Source organism: Streptomyces sp. NBC_01471, assembly GCF_041438865.1.
Taxonomy (GTDB): domain Bacteria; phylum Actinomycetota; class Actinomycetes; order Streptomycetales; family Streptomycetaceae; genus Streptomyces.
On record NZ_CP109451.1, the window covers coordinates 279268 to 300076 of the forward strand.

A 20809-nucleotide genomic window follows, 5' to 3' on the forward strand; every position below is an offset into this window, starting at 1 on the left:
CGATGGGCTGGACCTGACCACACCGCTCCGCACGGGGCGGCCGGGCGCAAGGTCACACGGCGGACGAGGGGGTGGTGCGGCCGGACGGTGGCTGAGCGCGGCCCGGGGTACGGGGCGCCGGCCCACCGCTCAGATGGCGCTCTGCGGGTGGGGGGCCGTGGCGGAGCGCGGAGGCCAGGCCTGCGGGGCGAGGATGCCCAGGACGTACGCGCGGGCCACGAGGGCGGGTCGGGTGGCGGCGCCCAGGATGTCCCGCAGCCTGCTGAGGTGGTAGTCGACGGTCTGCCGGGACAGCCGCAGCGAGGCGGCGATCTCCCCGTTGCTGCGGCCTCCCGCGAGCAGGGACAGGATGCGGACCTGGCTGGCGGTCAGTGGCGGATACGCCTCGTGCGCGAGCGCCTGCTGCGTGACGACCGCCCAGACACTGGCGGCACGGGCCGAACCCCGGCCCACCGTCGTCAGTTGCAGCCGGGCCCGCCGTTGCCGGCCGAGACCGTCCACCAGCACGGCGGAGGTCTCTGCCCGCCTGCTGCGCCGGGCTATGAGGTCCTGCCATCTGCTGTGCAGTACCGCGAGTTCGGGGGCGGGCGCCAGCACGGTGTGGGCGGGCCGGCCGATGAGGTCCGACAGCCTGGTCTGGAGTAATTCGGCGGCGGCGACGCTCGCCTGCCGGATCCGGCCGCCTGCGGAGATCAGTGCGCAGGGCAGCCCGCTGTGGTCGCGCAGCGCGTGCAGATGGTCCTCGGCCTCCCGGCGCTGCTGCAGCGCGTGGGTGTAGTCGGTGATGTCCACGTAGATGCCCGCGACGCAGACCTGACCCTGCTCGCGGACGGGAAAGCGGTGACCGGCCGCGTGGCCGGCGCTGCCGTCGGAGCGGTGGTAGCCGATGGTGTGCCGGACCGGTTTGCCACGGGACAGGATGTCCCGGTCGAGGGCGAGGAACTGCGCCGTGTCGGCCGCGGTGTTGAAGTCCCGCACATTGCGTCCGACGATCCCCTCGGGCGTGGTCCCGTACAGATGCGCGTAGGCGTGATTGGTCCAGAGGTAGTGGCCTTCCCCGTCCCGGATGAAGGCGGCGGCGGGGGCGAAGTCCGCGAACGCATCGAACCGGCGCGCTGCGACGGCGTCCGGCGCGCCGATCTCCACGGCCAGTCCGCGGGCCCCGCCGTGGTCGTGGACGTCATCGAGGGACTGGCTGACGTCGAAGACCCGGCCGTCGAACCGCGCCTGCCAGTGGCGGACTTCGGGCGGATGCCGCGGCGCGGCGCAGTCCTGCCGCACGGTGTCGAGGAACCGCTGCGCCGTCCGCGGGTCACCGAAGGCGCCGCCGCCGCTCTCCACGACCCGCATCTCCGCGTCGGCCTCCCACCAGGACACCGGGAGGTGTTCCAGCAGCGCTTTGAGTCCGGTCTCGTCCACGACGGCCTTTCTGTCACGAAGGGTTTCCATGAGGTTGCTCAGCGTGTCATGGCCATGGGTTTCCCGTGCAGCTCCCGCGTATGCCCGATTATCGGCCACTCTGCGAGGCGCCCAGGGGGCCTGTACCGCACGGCACCCGCCCTACGTGAGCCCGAAACCTTCACACCACCCGTACGAGTCCGACAACTCTGGCGTTTGCCTGATCATGCACCCCTCTCCGTGGCACATCGGGACCCCGCCCTGCTGGTTCGCTTGAGGGGAGGGCCAGAGGCGGAAATGTCCGCCTGTTCCCGCCCGTTCCGCTGCCCCGTTCCCGTATCAGAAGGAGTCGGATTTCCGTGAGCAAGGTGCTGTTTGTGCATGCCAAGGGCGGACCGCCGCTGGGGTACGCCCTGTCACGGGTAGCCGCCAGGTCGACAGTGCACCTGCTGGCACTCAGCGCGCTTCCGCCCACCGCCGCCGAGGCGGCCGAGCGCTTGTGCGCCTCGGTCCTGGTCCCCTTCGGTCCTGACCGGAACGACCTGGTGTCCCTGATAGCGGCCCACGCCCGGGCGGTGGGCGCGGACGCGGTGGTGACGTTCTCCGAGTACGCGGTCGTGGCGGTCGCCGAAGCCTGTGAGGAGCTCGGCCTGGCGGGCGCCGGCCGCTCCTGTGTGCTGGCCCGCGACAAGCGGCTGATGCGTCGCGCCTGGGACGAGCACGGCATATCCCAGCCGCGGTGCCGGCCGGTCGCATCGGCGGAGGATCTGACCGACGCGACCGGGACCCTCACCTTTCCGCTGCTGCTGAAGGCTGCCTGGAGCGCCGGTTCCACCGCGCACCAGATCATCCGCTCCGCACCGCAGGCGCGGGCGGCCTGGGAGCGGGCGCGCCAGGTCATGGCCGAATCCGCCCTGCTGGGGTACGCGGAACTCCATGTGGCGGACGCCGGAGCCGACTTCCTGGTCGAGGAGATCGTGCAGGGCTCCCCCGGGGAGTGGTTCGGGCAGCCCGGGTGGGGTGACTATGTCAGCGTCGAAGGCGTCGTCGTGGACGGCGACTTCCGCCCTGTCTGCCTCAGCGGCCGTATGCCGACGGTCGATCCGTTCACCGAGCGCGCCGGAATCGTGCCGGCCTCGCTGCCGCACGACGCCCAGGAGCGCGTCGTCGCCCTCGCCCGTGCCGCCGTCGACGCGCTCGGCCTGGAGAACTGCGGGACCCACACCGAGATCAAACTGGGCTCGGACGGCCGGATGTGGGTGATCGAGACAGCCGCACGGTTCGGCGGTGCGATGACCGTCCCGCAGATCGAGGAGGTCTTCGGCCTGGACATCATCGGGATGCTCGTCGATCACCTCCTCGGGCGCCCCGTCTCCTGGCCTGCGCGGGCCCGCACTCCCGACGAGGCGCGCGGCGCGTCCGGTTCGCTCGTCGTGCTGGCCGTGGACGGCGCGGGCGACGCCTGGCAGGACCGGCGGCTCTGGGACTTCCCGACGGTGGACAAGGCCGTTCCGGTGAGTCCGGGCAGCCGGCTGTCAGTGGTGGCGGAGAGCTCGCTCCCCGACGGCACCCCGGTGCCCGTGTACGACCCGGCCGCGGGCGCCAACACCATGGCGGCGCTCTGCCTGCTCTCCGCAGCCGACCCCGAGACCGTGCTCCGGGACCTCCGGACCCTGGTGGACGCCCTGCCGCAGATCCTGCCCCCCGCCGGGAGCCCGGCATGACCACCACCACGCTGCCCGCAGACACCCCGGCCCCCGGCACGGACCGCACCGTCGTCGGCGAGAACCTGTCACTGCCGCTGTTCCGCACGCTCTCCGGTGTACTGGCCGGCCACCCCTACCTGAAGGTGGTCGTCGACCGCGCCGAGGACACCTGGCATCTCCTCGACACCGCCGCCCACCCGTTCCACGTCAACTACATCGCCACCCGGATCCTGGGGATCGGGCTGGACACGCTGGACGCCCGCCTCGACGCGTTCAACACCTCGGTCTACATGGACCCGGACCGCCGGTTCCTGCTGGGCGTGCTCTCCCTGCACAGCGACGAGGACACCGACGGGCGGGAACGGCCCTTTCTCGTCCTGGAGACGACCGAAGCAGACACCATGCACGGCGCCCTGCTCGAAGAGTTCTACACCTTCGCCCGCCACCGGGTGGACGGCCGGCTGCCGCTCCTGGTGAAACCGGCCAACCACGGCCAGGAACACGAACTGAGCACGGTCAGCGACATCCGGGTACCGCGGATCCTCAGCCACGAACTCTTCGGCAACCGCACCCGCACGCCCCTGAACCCAGGCGAGGCCACCGGCCGCCTCCGCTACTTCCGCACCAACGAGGAGTACGCGGCTCACGCCGGAAAGCTCGGCTGGTCGGACATCGTCGCGATGCCGTGTCTCCCCGACGACGTGCCGCGCGTCGCCGGCTTCCTCAACACCGCGCCCATCACACCGCTCTCGCACACCAATGTCCTCGCCGCAGGCTGGGGCATCCCCAACGCGATCGTCCGGGACCTTGAGCGGATCGTCGAAGCAGGTGGGCTGGACGGCTCCTGGATCCGCTACCGGGTCCAGGACGACGAGATCACCCTGGTCCCGCTGGCCGAGGCCCCCGCCCTCGACGTTCCGACGTGGCACCAGCAGCGGATCCGGCTGGAGACCCCGCTGCTGGAGGACGTACCGGCACTGTTCCTGCACCGGCTGCGCCGGGCCGACCGGGACCGTTACGGCACCAAGGCCGCCAACCTCGGGGAACTCCACCACGTCCTCGACAGCCGCACCGCCGACCTCACCGCCTTCCACGGGCAGCCCCGGCCTCCCCGCCAGGACCTCTACGGCCATCTCGCGGCCCGTCTGGGTGTACCCGAAGGGGACACCGGCGCCCTGCGCCGGGCAGCGGCCGCCTTCGCCGCCGACCATCTCGCCGCACCCGACGGAGTCGCCCTGCCCTTCGCACTCCAGCACCGCTTCCTCACCTCATCGCCCGCGCTGCAACAGGTCATCGGGAAACTCAAGCTGGCTCTGGAGCTCGACGCGCTGGACGTACTGGACTCCCTCTGCCTGCACCTTCAGCACCTCATCCGGCACGCCCCCATGCCCGAGGAGGTGACCCGGCAGATCACCCAGGCCCTGCCGGACGACCTGTCCGGTGGCAACCGTCTGGTGGTGCGCTCCTCCTCCAACGCCGAGGACCTGCCCGGGTTCTCCGCGGCCGGGATCTACGACTCGCTCACCACCGTCCGCGGCGCCGGAGAGCTCCTCGACGCAGTACGCCAGGTGTGGGCCTCCCTGCTGTCGCCGCGCGGTGTACGGCTGCGCCACCAGGCCGGCATCTCCCTCGACGACACCTACATGGGGGTGATCATCCAGCGGTACGTACCGGCCGACCTCGGCGGCGTCCTGGTGACCTGCGACCCGACCAGGCGGGCGGACTTCCGTAATGTCTACGTCAACTGCTCACCCGGCTCCCCCGAGGCAGTCGTGGACGGTACGACGCTGCCCCTCCAGTACCTCTACAACACCGTCGAGGGCGGCGGCCGTACGGTCGCACTCGGTTCGTCCGGCGAAGACCTCCCTGCGACGACCCGTAAGCGACTGGCGGACCTCGCCCTCGCCGGGCGGTTGCTGCAGTCCCACTTCAGTGACACCGATGTGGACCAGCCGCTCGACATCGAATGGCTGATGACCGATCAGGGAGACTTCCGCCTGGTCCAGATCCGTCCGTACGCGCTGTGATCCGCCGGCCGACGACCGCACCGGGCGGGGCAGGCGGGGCGGGTCCGTCCCTCAGCCCGGTGGCACGCCGGATCCTCCGGCTGAACAACGGCTTCCAGTTGCTGTTCAACCTGCTGTGGTGGATGCCGGTGTTCTACGCCTACCAACGTGAGGCGGGACTCTCCGACGGGCAGATCTTCGGCATCCAGAGCATCTACTACCTGGCGTTCTGCCTGTTCGAGATCCCCACCGGGATGGTCGCCGACCGTATCGGCGCGCGCAACTGCCTGCGGGCGGGCGCCGTCGTGATGGTCGCGGCGAACCTGGCCCCGGTGTGTGCCCCTTCCTACACCGGCTTCCTCGTCCACTTCCTGGCCATCGCCGCAGGCCGTTCCCTGACGTCCGGCGCCGCCAGCGCCTACCTCTACGACGGTCTGCGTGCCGAGGGCGCCGACGGGCACTACCTGAAGGCCGAGGGCCAGGCACGAGCCCTCGGCCTGGCCGCGAAGGTGCTGTGCTGGCCCCTGGTCGGCCCGGTGATGGCAGTCGCCCACGCGGCGCCGTACGTGCTCAGCGCGGCCGGAGCGGCAGGCTCCCTCGTCTGCGCCGCCGCCCTGCCGCGGCTCGCCTCGCCCCCGGCCGGCACTCGCATTCCCCCTGCGCCGAAACGCGGTTACAGCGCCTTCCTGCACGACGCGGCCACGGCCCTGCGCTGTGTGCGCGCCAGCCCCTGGCTCGCGCTGGTGATGGTGCAGGGGGTGGCCGTGTTCACGCTGTCCCGTATCTGCCAGGTGAACCTGTTCCAGCCCATGCTGCTCGCCCACGGCGTCGGCGAGAACGCACACGGAGGGGTGCTCGCGGCCATGACCGTGGCGGAGGCCGTCGGCTCGGCGCGCCCCCAGTGGCTGGGGCGGCGCCTGCCACCGGTGGCGTGGGTCTCCCTGCTGAGCATCGCGCTGGCGGGCACCCTGGCGGGGATCGCCCTCGGCGGTCCCTGGACCGTGGTCGCGCTGTTGTGCGTGTTCGCCTTGGGCACCGGTTTCGCCTACCCGCTCCAGCGGAAGCTGGTCAACGACGCCATCCCTGCGCAGGCTCCGCGCGCCACCTTGCTGTCCGTCGAGAGCATCGTGGACCGCGGTGTGTGCGCTCTGGCGGCGGTGGCCGTGGGGGCCTACCTGGCGGCGGGGCGGCTGGACGCGCTGCTCTGGCACAGCGCGATCGTGACCGGCGCGCTGATGGTTGCCCTCCATCTGATCCTGCGCCGGGGGAAGATCCGCCCGGACAGCGGGGCCTCCCCCGCCCGACGGGCCGTCACGGCCGGGAGCTGAGTGCGGCGCCGGCCACGGGACATGCCACGCCGGTGGACCGGTGATCTCCCCCGCCCCGGGCGCACCGCTCGAACTCCGCCACTGCCGCGGCCGCGAGGCCCACTTGGATGCGCCGAGGACGTACCTAGGGCACCATCACTCCGCTGATCCGGGGTCTTTGCGCTGGTTGGCATGGAAGCGCGCTTTCTTCTGACGATTTCCACACGTGTTCATGTCACACCATTTGCGGGTGCGACTTTGGCTGGTGTCGAAGAAGGCGGCTCGGCAGGTTGGTGACGCGCACAAGGCCAGTTTTCCGTCTCGTTCGCCTGCGATGACGCTGATCGCGTCGGCGGCGATCACGCCGAGGGCGTCTTCCACGCGGGAAGCCGGGCCAAGGAGCCAGCGCCGCTCACCTTCGGGCGTCAGGATGGCCGCGGCCCGGCCCTGAGCGCTGCAGTCATTGATGGCTTGGACAGCAGACGCGGGGAGAGCGTCCTGGATCGCGGCCGCTGTCGCGACGGCGTGGATCGACTCCCTCAGCTCCCGGGCGCGGTCGAGCTGGGCAGTGGTGCAGGACGCCACGGCGAGGCCGTTCACTGCCAGCCAGTCGACGAGTCGGTGCGGCGTGGGAATGCGCTCCACAGCGTTGCCATGACGCTCCGACAGAGTCCCCGTGAAGCTGGTCGCCAGCACGTTACCGAGGCGGAAGTCAGGGAAACCAGGACGCATGGAACCACCTTAGCCGGTTGCGCTCCGGCATGAAGACGCGGTAGAACCGGCTTAGCCGGTTCACAGTACTTCGCAGCCGGCCCCACGCCGCCCAGGAGGTCTCATGCCCCGTCCGACCAGTGACGTACAAGCATGTGAAGCCCACGCATCTGACGCCGACCTCGACGATCTGCGCGCGCGATTGGCCGCGGCGCGGCTGCCGGAAGCGGAGACGGTCTGTCGCGCCTCGCCCGGCCCTCGCCGATGGGAACAGGGCGTTCCTCTCGCCGACCTCGTGGACGTCGTGAACTACTGGCGCACCGGGTACGACTGGCGGTCGTTCGAAGCGCGCCTCAACCGCATCGGCCAGTTCCGCACGACCATTGATGGTCTGGGAATCCACTTCCTGCACCGGCGATCCGCGCGCGCAGATGCCACTCCTCTGCTCTTGACGCACGGCTGGCCGGACAGCGTTGCCCGGTTCATCGATGTGGTGGAGGAGCTGGCAGATCCGAAGGACGCGGACGCGCCGGCGTTCCACGTCGTGGTCCCGTCGCTACCAGGCTTCGGTTACAGCGACAGGCCGGCCACCACCGGGTGGGGAACCGAGAAGATCGCGGCCGCGTGGGTGGAATTGATGGGAAGGCTCGGCTACAGCACGTTCGTGGCTCACGGGGGCGACTGGGGAGGCAATATCACCACGGTTCTCGCCGGCCGGTTCCCGGCGCACGTTCTCGGCATCCACACAACGTTCGCGGAGGCGCCGCCCGGGTTGACAACGGACGGGCTGACGGCGGCCGAGCTCAGGTGGACCGAGGAAACCCGCGATTTCTGGCGCCATCGCGCGGCCTACGCGAAGCAGCAGGCGACCCGGCCACAGACCATCGGCTACTCGCTCGTCGACTCACCGGTCGGGCTTCTCGCCTGGATCCTCGACAAGTTCGCCGAGTGGTCAGACACCGAAGACAGTCCGTTCGAGACGATTTCCATGGACAGAGTTCTTGACGACGTCACCCTGTATTGGCTGACGCGGACCGGCGCATCGGCGGCCCGTATTTACTACGAAAGCCACAACTCGCTCGACCCCGAACTTCGGGTCGACGTCCCGTCAGCGCTCACCATGTATCCCCGCGACGTCGAGAAGTGTCCGCGCCCCTGGGCACAGGAGCGGTACCGACAGATCGTCCGATGGAGGGCACCCGAAATCGGGGGCCACTTCCCGTCACTGGAGGTTCCCGGGTATTTCGTCAGAGATCTGCAAGAGGGCCTCGCGGCAGTGCTGGCCGCTCATCGGTGAACGCGGCTGGGTGCGGGAACTTCCGTCCTGGAAGACCCACGTCGGTTGTGACGAACCGGCATCCCAGGCGCCGCACCACCCGCGACAGGCCGGCCGGGTCGGCGAGATCGGGAATGAAACACGCCTGCTCCCCCTCGTGCTTGCGGGATTTGACGTAGTCCTTCACGATCCCTGGCCCCGGCAGCAAGGGCTCGGCGAGAACAGCCAGGTCCTCGGCGGCCAAGGTCTCGCCAGGCTTGGCGGGCCACTGGTTTCGGCCTGCCGGGGCCCCGTCGCCGGTTTCGGAGCCCAGGAGGGGAGTGCGCCGTCATCACCTGCGGTCGACTCAGCCGGCGTTGGCCTACTGGGTCGAGGTGCACCGGGCGTATACGGGGACGTTGAGACGCGCGAGGATACCGGGACCGGCCGTTCGAGTGAGGGTAGTGTGTTCAAAGGTCGAACAGATCTCCATATGCCCCGTGGTGGCGACCGCGATGGCAGGCCGTCCGGCCGCGCTGTCCGCACGCGACCCCTGAAAGTGGAGCTGATGAACGTGTCGACCGGCGGCGGTCAGCTGCGAAGTCGGGCCACCGTAGCAGTCCTTGTCTGCGCGATCACCCTGATATCCGGGCCGAGTTACGCGGCTCCGAACGACCCCGCGCCGCGGGGCGACGGGTCGATCGAGCACATCCGTACCGAACTGGACGGCCTCTACCGCGAGGCCGAAGTGGCCACCGAGGCATATGACGGCGCCAACGAGAAGGCGACCAAGCAGGCGAAGCTACTGGCGTCGCTGCTCGATGACCTCGCCCACACCGAGGACCGGGTGAACAGCCTGCGCGACCTCGCGGGCGTGGCCGCCCGGACGCAGTACCGCGGCGGCTATCTCGCCTCCACGGGCCTCCAGTTGCTGCTCGGCGACCATTCCGACCAGGCACTGGGCGATGCCGCCCAGGCCCGCCAGGCCATGCAGAGCCTCGTCAACGTCTCCGGGACCCAGAAGACCGCCCGCACGGAACTCGACGGGCAGACCAAGGCCGCCGCGAAAGAGCTGGGCGTGCTGAAGCGCGTCCGCGCGGACAAGGCCAGGGCGAAGGAGAAGATCGAGAAGAAGATCGCCGAGGCCCAGCGGATCGAGTCGGGGCTGGAGAAGGGCGAGGCCCGCAGGCTGGCCCAGTTGGAGAAGCAGCACACCCAGGAGGCCAAGTCCAAGTGGCGGGGCCCCGGCGGCCCCCCGGCCAGGGGCGGCCCGGGCGGCGGGACGAAGGTGAGCGGAACGGCCGGGAAGGCAGTCGCCTTCGCCATGGCCCAGATCGGCAAGCCCTACGTGTGGGGCGCCGTGGGCCCCTCGTCGTACGACTGCTCGGGCCTCACCTCCGCGGCGTGGGCGGCAGCCGGACACCCCATCCCCCGTACCTCGCAGGCGCAGTGGCAGGGACTGACCCGGGTCAGCCTGGCATCCGCGCGACCCGGCGACCTGATCATCTACTACAACGCCACGCACGTGGGCATGTACATCGGAGGCGGACAGATCGTCCACGCACCACGGCCCGGACGGACGATCACCACCGCGCCCGCTGCCTCCATGCCCATCCTCGGCGTGGTCCGACCAGGAGTCTGAGCGGATGTCCCACTCGCTGACACCCCGTGACAACGGGAACCTGCCCGCGCTCAGCGCACCGCCGCTGATCCGTCTCGACGCGTACGTGGCCGAGGACGGGTCGACGGTGGTCAACGGCCATCTGCTGGAGATGGGCGGCATGCGCCCGCCCAACGAGGCGATCCTCGACGCCGTAGCCATGTTCGCCCGCACCCTGGGGGCTCCGGTGGCGGCGACCGTCATCGACCGCAGCGTGCAGCAGGTGGCCCGGCTTCGGGTGTACCCCGACGGCTCCAGCCGGACCATCGCCGAGGAGGAGGACCTGCCGCCGGGGCGCGAGCGAACCACCGCGGAGGAGGAGGCGTTTCCTCCGCTGGCCCGCGTCGAGCGGATCATCCAGCACGCGCAGCGGGAGGAACTGCACACCGCGTTCGTCCTCGCCAGCGCGCTGCGGGAGCACCTGACGCTGCGCCGGGGTGCGGAGGACGAACTGTCGCTGGAAGCAAGGGGCGTCGAGGCGTACATCGCCTATCTCCGCGGCGACTACATGATCTCCACCGTCCTCGCGCTGACCGTCGCGCGCATCCGCTGCCGCACCGACCTGAACCGGGCGGTGCCCGAGGTGGTCCGTGCCACCGCGGCGTGGCAACGGCTGCGGGAGGAGGGCCAGATAGCGACCCGGGGACAGGAACTGCTGCACATGTGGGACCGGTTGTCCGCGGAGGGTCTGCTGCACGAAGCGTCCCACCACGCCATGGCCCAGGCCGTCCGGAGCCGAATCGAACGGGGCAGTCAGTACGTGGAAGGACCCGCCCGCGCCCCCGTAGCAGCCCTGCCCACGGCTCAGAGTCCCGCCGCCCCCGAGGACAAGCCTCTCAAACCCACCCGAAGGGGACTACAACGCTTCACCAGGCGGCTAGGCCGGTCAGCCGACTGAACCGGAGCCCCACGACCAGGAGCACTACGGCCGTCACCACCCGCACCCGAGGTGTTCGGACGGCGGTTCCGTGTGTCGGTGACCTCATGAGGTCGGCCTGAGGCCTGTCTTCACGGGTGGTTGATGGGCCGTCATGTGCTGCATGGTGCGGCTACATGCGCTCTCGGACGGTCCCGCGGTGGACTGACCACGAAAATCCGCCTCGCCTGCGACGGACGCGGCCGCCCGCTCGGCTTCGTCGTCACATTCGTCGTCACAGGCGGCCCCATCCCCCTACCCTGCGAGCGTGTCCAGGATTTCCGCGACCGGGATGGGATCCAGAGGGCCGACGTGTGACGCCCCGGGAAAATCGTGCACGCGGAAGCTGTTGCCGGGCGTGAATGCGTCGGCTTCCGCGATCATTCTGTCCTGGAGTGGGGTGGCGATGGTCCGGTCCCTGCCGAAACGCAGGTAGGTGCGGGGAATGCGTCCCCAGCTGCCAGCCCGGCCGACCGCTCGGCCCGCATAAGCGGCGATGGGCTCGTCGGTCTGCATGCCGGCCAGTATCCGGCGGAATTCGGCGTCGGGGTAGTCCGCGCAGATCATCTCCTTCAGGAGGGCCAGTCCATGGCTGTCACCTGTCCGGAAGTTCAGTCGCAGTACACCGAGCCGGTCCGGGTCACCCACCGTCAGCTCGACCGGGCTGACGGCGTTCGCGTTCTCGGGTGCCGCCGTGCAGGCGTCCGCTGTGGGCAGGACACGGCTGGGACAGAAGGCTGCCATGTAGCAGATGTGGTGAAGCAGATGCGGGACGGCGTCGCCGACACGGCTGACCGATACGCCACCCAGGCTGTGCCCGACCAGCACCACCGGGCCGTTCCGTGCCGCCCGCCGCACGATGCCCGTGACGCGCGCCTCGTAGTCCTCCAGCCCGAGGCCCTTCAGCGGGGAGGGCTCGGCCGCCATCGCTTTGAGGTCCTGCCGCTGATACGACTCCGGCACGAAAGCCTCCACGCCATGACGCGGCTGGTCCACCATGACGACGCGGTGACCGCGCAGCGTCAGCTCACGCGCGATCGGCATCCAGAACGCGCCGGCGCTGTGGGTACCGTGCACCAGCACGTAGGTGGTGAGCCCGCGACGCGGGTCCGCTGCGGCCGGCGAGGTGCCCAGCCCGGTGGCCAGTGCCATGCCCCCCACCGCGAGCCCCAGCCCACGCAGTGCTGTCCGCCGGGTGGTACCTGTCCGTTCTTCGTTCGTCGCATTCATCATGAGCACGACGCTACGAAAGCCCCACTCGGCCCGCCAGCGGTCCAGCACCACCACAGGGGTAGACCCAACACCACCTGGCAATGCAGCCGTTCCGCGGGGTCTGGAAGCGCGCAACTCGCGTTTCCCCTCGTACGCATCTTCTTCCGCGGCTCCGACAACGCCGACACCAGAGCCCCCTGCACGGTGTCGTAGCCGACGCCGTACCTCCGCAGGAGGAACCGCAGCGGCCCACCCGCGCGGCGCGGCCCGGCGGCACGGTCCAGGGCCTGGCAGAACGTCAGGCCCTGGCAAGGACTCTTGGGCAGTCCCGCTGTCCGGTGAGGAAGAGGCGGGCGGCGGTGGGCGGCGGTGGGCGGCGGTGCCAGGGTGGCGTGGCGGGTGGAAGAGCGGTGCGCATGCGGCCCGCGAGGCCAGGCCGGGGCCGTGGGAGCCGGCAAGTCTCCCCGGCCCGGCGTCGCGGGAGTTGCGGAATGATCAGCAGGCGCCCAGGTCTTGCCAGGCCCCCCACTCGCCCGTGCTGCCCGGTTCCTCATTGGTGGTCCACCACTTGGCCTTCCAGTTGTGGCCCTTCCAGGAGATCTGCTTGCCGCCGACGTAGACCTCGGATGCGCTCCACGATGGCGCGGTGCAGGTACCGGACGGGGGCGGGGTCGTCGGCGGCGTGGTGGGAGGCGTCGTCGGCGGAGTGGTCGGGGGCGTCGTCGGCGGCGTCGTCGGGGGCGTCGAGCAGTCGGACGCGGACCCGTTCGTCGCCGTCACGATCTTGTTGAAGAGGGTGGCCGCCGGGTCGAGGTCGAGCAGGGAGTACATCATCGAGCCGCCCAGGCCCTGGCAGTGTGCGTAGTCGGCCTTGGCCTGGATGCTCTTGTCGCCGAGGCCGGTCCAGAACTCCGTCCCGTTGTAGAAGTAGTTGGACTGCGAGGCCGCGTCGTAGAACGTGGTGGACGGGTTGGCGACGATGTCGGTCAGTTCCTTGTAGTACGCGGTCCCCGGGACCTGGCTGATGCCGCGCGCCGGGGCCGGTCCGGTGGCCGGCTGGTACAGGCCGTGGTTGCTTCCTGCCGAGACGCCGGTCCAGCCGCGGTAGTACAGCGGGTAGCCCATGGTGATCTTGTTGGCCGGGAACCCGCCAGGGATGCCGTAGGCCGGATCACCGGTGGTCCATGCCTTGATGGCGTTGTCGGTGGAGTACTTCTCGGTACCGGGCGAGATCGGCGTCGACGGGTCGTCGGGCGACACGTACGTCGGATCCTGGTTGTTGGTCGGGCCCGTCGCGTCCCAGGCGCCGTGCATGTCGTACGTCATCACGTTCGCGTAGTCGAGGTACTGGCCGAGCTTGTCGGTCTCGAGGTTCGCGATCTTGTCCTGGCCGGCCGGCAGCGCCGCGGTGAGCAGCATCTTCTTGCCACCGTTGGAGGCACCGTAGGCATCCAGCTCGGTGCGGAATTCGGCCATCAGCTTGGTGTAGTTCGCCTTGTCCGCCGTGCTGTAGTGGTTGCCCGTGTGGCCGTTGGGCGAGCCGGGGTACTCCCAGTCGATGTCGAAGCCGTCGAAGATGCCGGCCCCGGAGCCGTCGCCCCCGTAACCGCCCTGCACCGGCAGGTTGCCCTTGATGAACATGTCGATGCAGGAGCTGACGAGCTTCTTACGGCCGGCGTCGGTCGCAGCCGCATCGGAGAAGTACTTGGAGTACGTCCAGCCGCCGATCGACGCGACGATCTTCAGCTTCGGGTATTTCGCCTTCAGCTTCTTGAGCTGGTTGAAGTTGCCGACGATCGGCTGGTCCCACTTGTCGGCGACACCGTCCACGCTGATGTCCGCACCGAAGGACTTCTGGTAGTCGGCGAAGGCATCGCCCGCGCCGTCCCCGGCGTTGGGGTCGCTCTCGTTCGTCGAGTCGGACGCCTTGGTCGCCTCGAAACAGGTGTGGCTCGTCGGGTCGATGTTCTCGAACGAGTAATTGAGGATGTCCAGCTTGCCCGCGATCCCCTCGGTGTCGAGATTCTTGGGGTAGAAGGCGTTGCCGTACACGCTCCACTGGTCGTAGTACGCGATCTTGACCCCTCCGCTGCTCGCGGCGACAGCCGAGGGCTTGGCGGCCGACGCGGTGTCCGCCTGGGCGCCGGTGACACCGGCTGCGAGAGCGGTGAGCACTCCCGCGGCCAGCGCCGCGCTCGTGGCGGCGGCCATGAGCGTTCTCTTCCTGGATTGCACGAGGACCTCCAGATGGCGGATGTGACACACCGGCTCACTCGGCGCGGTTGGTAAGGGGATATCCGCTGGTGGAGGGCACGTCAATAGTCTGGACCAATTAAGGACTAGACCACTTCACCCCACGACGACGTTGTCATGGCCCTGGCGCTGGCGGGTCCGGACTGGACCAAGCACCGGACAGAACCGCCGCATGGACACCGCCACATGGACACCGCCGCCCGGGCGGATTCCGCCTGCGGCGGCGGACCCCTCATCGGCCGGCCCCCGATCCGCCCCCGCCCTCGCCTTCGCCTTCGCCCTCGCCCCCCGCCCTCGCCCTCGCCCTCGCCCTCGCCCTCGCCCTCAGGACAGTGCCCCGGCGGAGGAACCAGAGCGGCTTCGCCGTCCTGGCGAAGCCGCGGCGGGTCGAGCGGGCGATCTCGTGGATCATGTGGGCGCGCAGAAACGTCCGCGATCACGAGAGGCCCGTCTCCCACAGCGGGGGCCACCTCGCCTGGGCCTTCGCAACCCTCATGGTCCGCCGCCCCACCCGGTCTCCCCTTCAACGCTGTAGGTGCTCACCAACGGGAAGAGGAGCACGGGGGTTTCAAGCCTTACGGCTGCGACGGCTTCGGCAACGTGAGGATTTCGGCTCCGTCCTCGGTGATGGCGATCGTGTGCTCGGTGTGTGCCGTCCGGCAGCCCGTCGCACTCCGGAGCGTCCACCCGTCGGCGTCGGTGACGAGTGTGGCGGTGTCCGCCATGACCCACGGCTCCAGCGCCAGCAGCAGCCCGGGGCGCAGCTTGTATCCACGGCCGGGCCGTCCAGTATTCGCGACGTGCGGGTCCTGGTGCATCGTTGACCCGATGCCATGCCCTCCGAATTCGGTGTTGATCTTGTATCCGGCCTGGCTGAGGACCGTGCCGATGGCGTGGGAGATGTCGCCGATACGAGCCCCGGGTCCGGCGGCGGCGATCCCTGCAGCCAGTGCGCGTTCGGTTGCCCTGATCATCGCCACGCTCGCCGTGGGCTGCGCATTGCCCACGACGAAGCTGATGGCGGCGTCCGCGGCGACTCCGCGCTTGGAGACGGCAAGGTCAAGCGTGAGCAGATCGCCGTCGGCGAGCGTGTAGTCGTAGGGCAGCCCGTGGAGCACGGCATCGTTGACGGCCGTGCAGATGTAGTGCCCGAACGGACCGCGTCCGAAGGATGGCGCGTAGTCGACGTAGCAGGACTGCGCTCCCGCCTCGGCGATCATGGCCTTGGCCCACCGGTCGATGTCCAGGAGATTCGTACCGACCGTGCTCCGGCCCTTCAGGGTCTGCAGGATGTCTGCGACCAGCGCGCCAGTGTCTTTTGCCCGGGCCAGCAGGGCGGGGTTCAGGATCTCGATCATGTGCCACTTTCCTCACGGAACCAACAACTATACCGGTCAAACTATACCGGTACTGGAATCGGGGCCATGGCCGGACCGCCGCCCGCTCCCGCCGAGGTCGCACGCGGCCGGTCCCCCGGCGCCCCCTGCGCCGGGCCCGAGCCGACGGCCGGCCTCCTGATTTCTCCACCGAGCCGATGAAGCGCAGCGAGACATCGTTCGGTCATCGGCCAGGCAGGCGCGGCGCGCCTCGGCCGCGGCGGCTGCCGCTGATGGAGGATCGGTGGAGCGGTGGCCGCGGAACGGGCCACCCGGTCACCACCCCCACTGCGTGGAGAGGTCCGGATGAAACCGTCTGGCAATCCGCTGGCCCAGTCCCTCACTGCCCGGGCACTGGGACTCCCCGAGGACGACACGCCCGTACCGAGGGCGGCGTGACCGCCGCTCGACGCGGGGGCGCGCCGGACGGCGGCCGCTACGGCGAGACCTTCTTCCGTCCCGGACAGGCGGGAGAGGGCGAACGTATCGACTTCGGAGCCCTCGCCTACGACGACATCACCATGGCGCGGCTGCGGGCCATCGGGGCCGGCCCCGGGTGGCACTGTCTCGATATTGGTGCCGGCACAGGCACGGTCTCCGGTCGGCTGCTGGAGGAGGCCGGGGTTGCGAGCGTTCTCGCCGTGGACCGCGACGTACGGTTTCTCACGGAACGGTCCTCGCCCGGACTGGACGTGCTGGAGGCCGACATCACCGCCCCGGGCTTCGCCCCCGGCCGGTTCCAGCTCGTCCACGCACGCTTTGTGCTGATACACCTGCCCGAGCGCGAGCGCCTGATCAAAACACTGGCCGGACTCGTCGCGCCCGGCGGTGTGCTGGTGCTCAGCGACGCGGTCGACCTGACGAGCGGCCGGACGCCCAGCACTCCGTACACCGCGGTGATGCGGGCGATGTGGCAAGGGCTGCGGGCCACCATCGGTACCGATGTCTCCTGGGTGCCGTCGTACCCGCAGCTGCTGCGAGAAGCGGGGCTCAAGCCCGTCGCCGCCGAGGTCCATGTGCCACCGCTGCTGCCGGGCAGTGCCATCAGCCGATTCTGGGCGGACACATGGGAGCGCAGCAGAGCGGCGATGCTCGCCACCGGCCTGGCCGATGATGCGGCCATTGATGTGGCGATTCGGTATCTCGGGTCTGACGAGTGCGCCGCACTGTCGGCCGGCATGCTCACCGTCTGGGGATGGAGAAAACCTGAGGAGGGTGCGGGATGACCGGCCCCCGGCCACGCCCCAGCCGTGAGGCCAAGGGGACCGGCCCACTGATCGTTTCGAGATGAAGTCGGTTGTGGGGCAGGGCAGTTGTGTGGTGCGTCGACGGGCAGGCTCAGCGTGCGCGTCCCTCATTCACGAGCGCCCCGTCTGCGCCGCACCTGACCGCCTCGGTACCGGCCTCTCGGCCATCCTCAGCAGGTCCATGCAGACCGATGACGCGATCGCCGCGCAGCAGCGTGCCGTTGAGGTCTGCCGCACCGCGGGACACCGACGTGGCGAGGGGCTGGCACTGTCGCAGTTGGGACAGGTGCTCGCCATGGTGGCCGGACATCTCGGAGGAGCCATCGACGCGCACCGGAGCGCCGTCGACATCTGGCGGGAACTCGCCGACAGGGACTCCGAGGCCACGGAACTGAGGGTCCTGGCGGGACGGTTGGCCGAGGCTGAACAGAACGTCGCCGCGCGGCAGACCGGCGAAGAAGTGATCGCTGCGATGAATGACACCGGCCGTCACGCGGAGGTCCCCGCCTTCGAGGCATGGCTGGAAACGCTGCCCGCGAAGGATCACGAAGGGAGACGGGCCGTTCCGCCGGGCGCGGAGGCACGTATGCCGCGGATATACAACGCGCCAGGGGGACGCGCGGGCGGCTTCGTGCCGGCGGTTGCCGCCCTCGGTGCGGTGGTCGCCCACTTCCTGACAGGGCCGTGGTGGCTCGTGCCGATCCTCTTCGCGCTTGCTGCCCTCGGCTGGGGGTCCTGCCTGACGACTCTCCTGTTCCTGTCCGCCGGGACGTTCATGATCTGCACGGCGTGGGGCACCTGGTGGTCCGCCGCAGGGTTGGCGCTGCTGCTGTCCGGCGCGGGCTCTCTGGTCACCGGAACCACTCGGGTGACCGCCGGGCTTCGTGACGTACGGGCCTCATGAGTACGAGCCGGCTTGCCGCTTATCTGCGGCACACCGAGTGCGGACCAGCTCGCGTCACACACTGGGCGCCCCATGAAAGCTGTACGTCGCCGCCCGGCTGCGCGCGGTGCTCGGCCGACCGCCCTGGTTCTGGCGCTGGCGCAGGGGCCGGAACTGGCGCTGGGAGCGCATCGGCGAGCAGCTGGATGTTCTACGACCGCGTAGCCCTCCCGCACTCGTCCCCGACAGACTCGCCCTGACCGACCGGCGCGCTGCGGTCGTACGGGTCGACCTCCGTTCCGGCCTCGTCCGCCCGGCGGTCCGGGCCGAAGGGCGGGGTGAAGTAACCCGTGGGGGCGCCGCAGCCGCCGTTGGTCATGTCGTATTTGTACGAGACGATCGAGAACGTGCCAGGCTCGGTGATCACTTTGTCAGGGTTGTCCCAGCTCAGGATCAGCTCGCGTCGGACGATGGTGCGCACGATCTCGTCGTCGCCGCCCGCGTGCGCGCGGGTGACCGGGTAGACGAAGGTGACGTCGGCGGTCACCTGGAGCGCACCGCGCTCGCCCTCCCGGTAGGTGAGCCGGCCCCGGGTCTTCACGACGTCGCCGACCAGGTGGGTGCGGGAGGGCTGGAAGCGGCTGAAGAGGAGGAGGGGGTCCTTCTTCTCGCTCGGGGTTCGGAAGGCGGTTTTCAGAAGGTCTTGAACGTCCTTCTGATGCGGGTTGATCTGTGCAATCGCCTTCTCGGGGCGCGCGCCCCGCAGCACCTCGCGGTCCAGGCCGGACCCGACGAGGAAGTCCCGGCTGCGGGCGAGGGCACGCTCGACCTCGGCCGCACTCATCCAGCCGACCGCCCCGGCCTTCGGCACGCTGATCCCTGCCGCGCCGCTCGCCCAGCCCGCCGCCGGCGAGCCGCGGAACGGCTCCTGCACGGTGGGACGTTGGACTGCCTCTGCCGGGGGTGCCTGGGTCGGGCGGGCGGTCTCGGCCGCCGGCGGCGGGGAATCAGGGTCGTCGCCTGCGAACAGGTCCACTGTCCGCCCGGGCGCGAGCGCCACCAGCAGCAGCACCAGCGAGGCCAGCAGCCCGACGACGTACCAGCCCGTGCGCCGCTTGGGCCGCGCGGGCGGGTAGCTGCGCCAGCCCTCCATGTCGCGGCCCGGCTCCGCGCGCAGCCGCCTCGCCACGTCGCGGGCCCTCGCCGACGGCTCCTTGGGCGAGCCGGGAGCACCCGCCACCGACTCGCGCAGAAACCGCTCCCACTCCTCGTCGGATCTGGACGAACCGTCCGGCTCCGTACCCGCACCCATCCCCAACCCCCTGGCAACCGGTAGACCGCGGCCCACTCCCCTGGGACGCGTCCGCATAATGACACAGAGCACTGACAGCGAGACCGGCTGGGCGGACGGTGTGGGGGCGCCGTCCTTTCCCCACTGACCGACTCCAGCGCCATCCCAGCGCCCAGTCACACCAAGCCACTTGACCGCCCGCACCGTATCGACCTGTTGACCTATTGACCTGCGGAGAGTCCCACCGGAAGGTCGACGTGCTCCCGACACACGGAGCAGGGGGGCCGGCCGCCCGACCCCGGCCGCCGACCGTGCGGCAGTAAGCGGTCGACTGATCAAGAGTCAGCTCCACGGCCGAGGCGGCTTCGATACGCTCCGTAATAGGATCTTCCGCCGGTAACTCCTCGCGACGATACCGATCCGTCCCTGTTCGGTGTTTTCCGGACACCCGCGCAGAGCCGCCGCCGGAAGTCCTGGCCTGGGTTGAGTCTCCCTCGGGGGGAGACATCAAGCTGGGGGCATGGACAGCGACCCGCTCTATTCCATCGGAGAACTATCCCACCGGACCGGTCTGACGGTGAAGACCATCCGGTTCTACTCCGACCAGGGCATCGTTCCGCCAACCGACCGGACTCCCGCGGGGTACCGGCTTTACGGCCCCGACGCACTCGCACGCCTGAACCTGGCCCGCACACTGCGCGATCTCGGGCTCGGCCTGGCCACCGTGCGCAAGGTGCTGGACCGGGAGGCCTCCATACCGGAAGTCACTGAAGCGCACGCCAACGCCTTGGACGTGCAGATCCAGACTCTCCGCCTGCGCCGGGCAGTACTCCGCGCAGTCGCCAGACGCGGCCCCACCACCCTGGAGATGGACCTCATGCACCGACTCGCCACGCTCTCCCAGGCAGAACGGCACCGACTGGTATCCGGCTTCATCGACGACGCCTTCCAAGGTCTGCGCACCAACCCCGAGTTCGTGACCCTGATGCGATCCGTCCTGCCCGAGCTCCCCGCCGATCCCACGCCCGAACAGGTCGAGGCCTGGGTGGAACTCGCCGGACTCTGCCAGGACCCGGACTTTCGTGTCGCGATACGCCGCACAGCTGAGGATCAGGCGGATGAGTCTTCCCAGCAGGACGTCGGCACTCTGCACGACACTCTCAACCAGGCGATGTGCGAACGAATCGCCGAGGCCGTATCCGCCGGCCTCCTACCGGCCTCGGCGAAAGGCGCATCCCCCACCGACTCGCTGGGCGGCCTCTACGCCGACGCATTCGAGCGCGCCGACGAAGGCGATCTGCGCCGCTGGCTCCTCGCCCGCCTGCAGGCAGCCGCCGACCCACACACCGAACGCTACTGGCAGCTCCTGGCAACGATCAACGGATGGCCCGCATCACCCACGCTCGCTCCCGTTTACTCCTGGTTCACCGCCGCCGTCGGCAAGATCGGTGAAGACATTCCGGGAACGAGCCGTAGACCGCTGCCTACGACTTTCTGGCGGAACAGTGGCCCGTGGAACCCCGAACGGGGGGTGTGAAGGTGGTGAAAGGGTGTGCATGTTTTCGAGCGTGCGCGCCCCCTCAGTGAA

The 20809-nt window shown here is 69.7% G+C and carries 15 protein-coding genes and 1 pseudogene; 10 read left to right on the top strand and 6 right to left on the bottom strand.

All coding sequences use genetic code 11. The features are described 5' to 3' along the window. Positions 1-129: 129 nt before the first annotated feature. Positions 130-1449, bottom strand: a complete 1320-nt coding sequence (locus OG285_RS37140; RefSeq protein ID WP_331760285.1) for a PAS and helix-turn-helix domain-containing protein — start codon at positions 1447-1449, stop codon at positions 130-132. A 308-nt stretch (positions 1450-1757) separates the two neighbouring features. Between OG285_RS37140 and OG285_RS37145 the strand changes: the two genes are divergently transcribed. Genes OG285_RS37145 through OG285_RS37155 form a run of 3 tightly spaced genes read left to right on the top strand, consistent with a single transcriptional unit; the run spans position 1758 to position 6438 of the window. Then, positions 1758-3122, top strand: coding sequence for an ATP-grasp domain-containing protein (locus OG285_RS37145; RefSeq protein WP_331760286.1), 1365 nt, complete (start codon positions 1758-1760; stop codon positions 3120-3122). Further along, the gene (locus tag OG285_RS37150) at positions 3119-5131 is read left to right on the top strand and encodes a PEP/pyruvate-binding domain-containing protein (RefSeq protein WP_331760287.1); all 2013 of its coding nucleotides are present in this window, start codon (positions 3119-3121) and stop codon (positions 5129-5131) included. The genes OG285_RS37145 and OG285_RS37150 overlap by 4 nt, the downstream gene beginning before the upstream one ends. Positions 5132-5190: 59 nt before the next feature. Then, a complete protein-coding gene (locus OG285_RS37155; RefSeq protein WP_331760288.1) occupies positions 5191-6438 on the top strand; it encodes an MFS transporter in 1248 nt (415 codons plus the stop codon). Between the two features lie 135 nt (positions 6439-6573). Here OG285_RS37155 and OG285_RS37160 read toward each other — a convergent pair whose 3' ends face one another. Further along, positions 6574-7149 (bottom strand): CGNR zinc finger domain-containing protein, encoded by a 576-nt coding sequence (locus tag OG285_RS37160; protein ID WP_331760289.1) that lies wholly within the window; start codon positions 7147-7149, stop codon positions 6574-6576. A gap of 103 nt (positions 7150-7252) precedes the next feature. Between OG285_RS37160 and OG285_RS37165 the strand changes: the two genes are divergently transcribed. The 4 genes and pseudogenes from OG285_RS37165 to OG285_RS37180 all read left to right on the top strand — a co-directional run. Continuing rightward, complete coding sequence (locus tag OG285_RS37165) at positions 7253-8425, top strand: epoxide hydrolase family protein (protein WP_331760290.1); 1173 nt, start codon at positions 7253-7255, stop codon at positions 8423-8425. Positions 8426-8951: 526 nt separating this feature from the next. Further along, positions 8952-10025, top strand: coding sequence for a C40 family peptidase (locus OG285_RS37170; RefSeq protein WP_331760291.1), 1074 nt, complete (start codon positions 8952-8954; stop codon positions 10023-10025). A gap of 4 nt (positions 10026-10029) precedes the next feature. After that, entirely contained in the window at positions 10030-10941 is a 912-nt protein-coding gene (locus tag OG285_RS37175; RefSeq protein ID WP_331760292.1) for a hypothetical protein, read from the top strand. Positions 10942-11100: 159 nt separating this feature from the next. After that, a pseudogene (locus OG285_RS37180) lies at positions 11101-11187 on the top strand (IS5/IS1182 family transposase); the annotation flags it as partial. 27 nt (positions 11188-11214) lie between these two features. Here OG285_RS37180 and OG285_RS37185 read toward each other — a convergent pair. From OG285_RS37185 to map, 3 genes are all read right to left on the bottom strand, one after another. Next, positions 11215-12111, bottom strand: coding sequence for an alpha/beta hydrolase (locus tag OG285_RS37185; protein WP_331760555.1), 897 nt, complete (start codon positions 12109-12111; stop codon positions 11215-11217). Positions 12112-12666: 555 nt separating this feature from the next. Beyond that, positions 12667-14382: a glycosyl hydrolase family 18 protein gene (locus tag OG285_RS37190; protein ID WP_331760293.1), complete on the bottom strand. Its 1716-nt coding sequence runs from the start codon at positions 14380-14382 to the stop codon at positions 12667-12669. Between the two features lie 617 nt (positions 14383-14999). After that, positions 15000-15782: a type I methionyl aminopeptidase gene (gene map / locus OG285_RS37195; protein WP_331760295.1), complete on the bottom strand. Its 783-nt coding sequence runs from the start codon at positions 15780-15782 to the stop codon at positions 15000-15002. 413 nt (positions 15783-16195) lie between these two features. Here map and OG285_RS37200 point away from each other — a divergent pair, with 413 nt between their 5' ends. Next, positions 16196-17026, top strand: coding sequence for a class I SAM-dependent methyltransferase (locus tag OG285_RS37200; protein WP_331760296.1), 831 nt, complete (start codon positions 16196-16198; stop codon positions 17024-17026). A 202-nt stretch (positions 17027-17228) separates the two neighbouring features. Further along, the gene (locus OG285_RS37205; protein ID WP_331760297.1) at positions 17229-17951 is read left to right on the top strand and encodes a hypothetical protein; all 723 of its coding nucleotides are present in this window, start codon (positions 17229-17231) and stop codon (positions 17949-17951) included. A gap of 190 nt (positions 17952-18141) precedes the next feature. Here the strand turns inward: OG285_RS37205 and OG285_RS37210 are convergent, their stop codons facing one another. Then, positions 18142-19242 (bottom strand): hypothetical protein, encoded by a 1101-nt coding sequence (locus OG285_RS37210; RefSeq protein ID WP_331760298.1) that lies wholly within the window; start codon positions 19240-19242, stop codon positions 18142-18144. Between the two features lie 499 nt (positions 19243-19741). Here OG285_RS37210 and OG285_RS37215 point away from each other — a divergent pair, with 499 nt between their 5' ends. Continuing rightward, positions 19742-20758, top strand: a complete 1017-nt coding sequence (locus tag OG285_RS37215; protein ID WP_331760299.1) for a MerR family transcriptional regulator — start codon at positions 19742-19744, stop codon at positions 20756-20758. Positions 20759-20809: the final 51 nt, after the last annotated feature.

Bases quoted from the DNA above. Each gene is read 5' to 3' on its own strand.
- OG285_RS37160 (WP_331760289.1), bottom strand. From the start codon at position 7,149: ATGCGTCCTGGTTTCCCTGACTTCCGCCTCGGTAACGTGCTGGCGACC.
- OG285_RS37165 (WP_331760290.1), top strand. From the start codon at position 7,253: ATGCCCCGTCCGACCAGTGACGTACAAGCATGTGAAGCCCACGCATCT.
- OG285_RS37190 (WP_331760293.1), bottom strand. From the start codon at position 14,382: ATGGCCGCCGCCACGAGCGCGGCGCTGGCCGCGGGAGTGCTCACCGCT.
- OG285_RS37210 (WP_331760298.1), bottom strand. From the start codon at position 19,242: ATGGGTGCGGGTACGGAGCCGGACGGTTCGTCCAGATCCGACGAGGAG.
- map (WP_331760295.1), bottom strand. From the start codon at position 15,782: ATGATCGAGATCCTGAACCCCGCCCTGCTGGCCCGGGCAAAAGACACT.
- OG285_RS37215 (WP_331760299.1), top strand. From the start codon at position 19,742: ATGGACAGCGACCCGCTCTATTCCATCGGAGAACTATCCCACCGGACC.
- OG285_RS37205 (WP_331760297.1), top strand. From the start codon at position 17,229: ATGCAGACCGATGACGCGATCGCCGCGCAGCAGCGTGCCGTTGAGGTC.
- OG285_RS37175 (WP_331760292.1), top strand. From the start codon at position 10,030: ATGTCCCACTCGCTGACACCCCGTGACAACGGGAACCTGCCCGCGCTC.
- OG285_RS37170 (WP_331760291.1), top strand. From the start codon at position 8,952: ATGAACGTGTCGACCGGCGGCGGTCAGCTGCGAAGTCGGGCCACCGTA.
- OG285_RS37185 (WP_331760555.1), bottom strand. From the start codon at position 12,111: ATGGCACTGGCCACCGGGCTGGGCACCTCGCCGGCCGCAGCGGACCCG.
- OG285_RS37150 (WP_331760287.1), top strand. From the start codon at position 3,119: ATGACCACCACCACGCTGCCCGCAGACACCCCGGCCCCCGGCACGGAC.
- OG285_RS37140 (WP_331760285.1), bottom strand. From the start codon at position 1,449: ATGGAAACCCTTCGTGACAGAAAGGCCGTCGTGGACGAGACCGGACTC.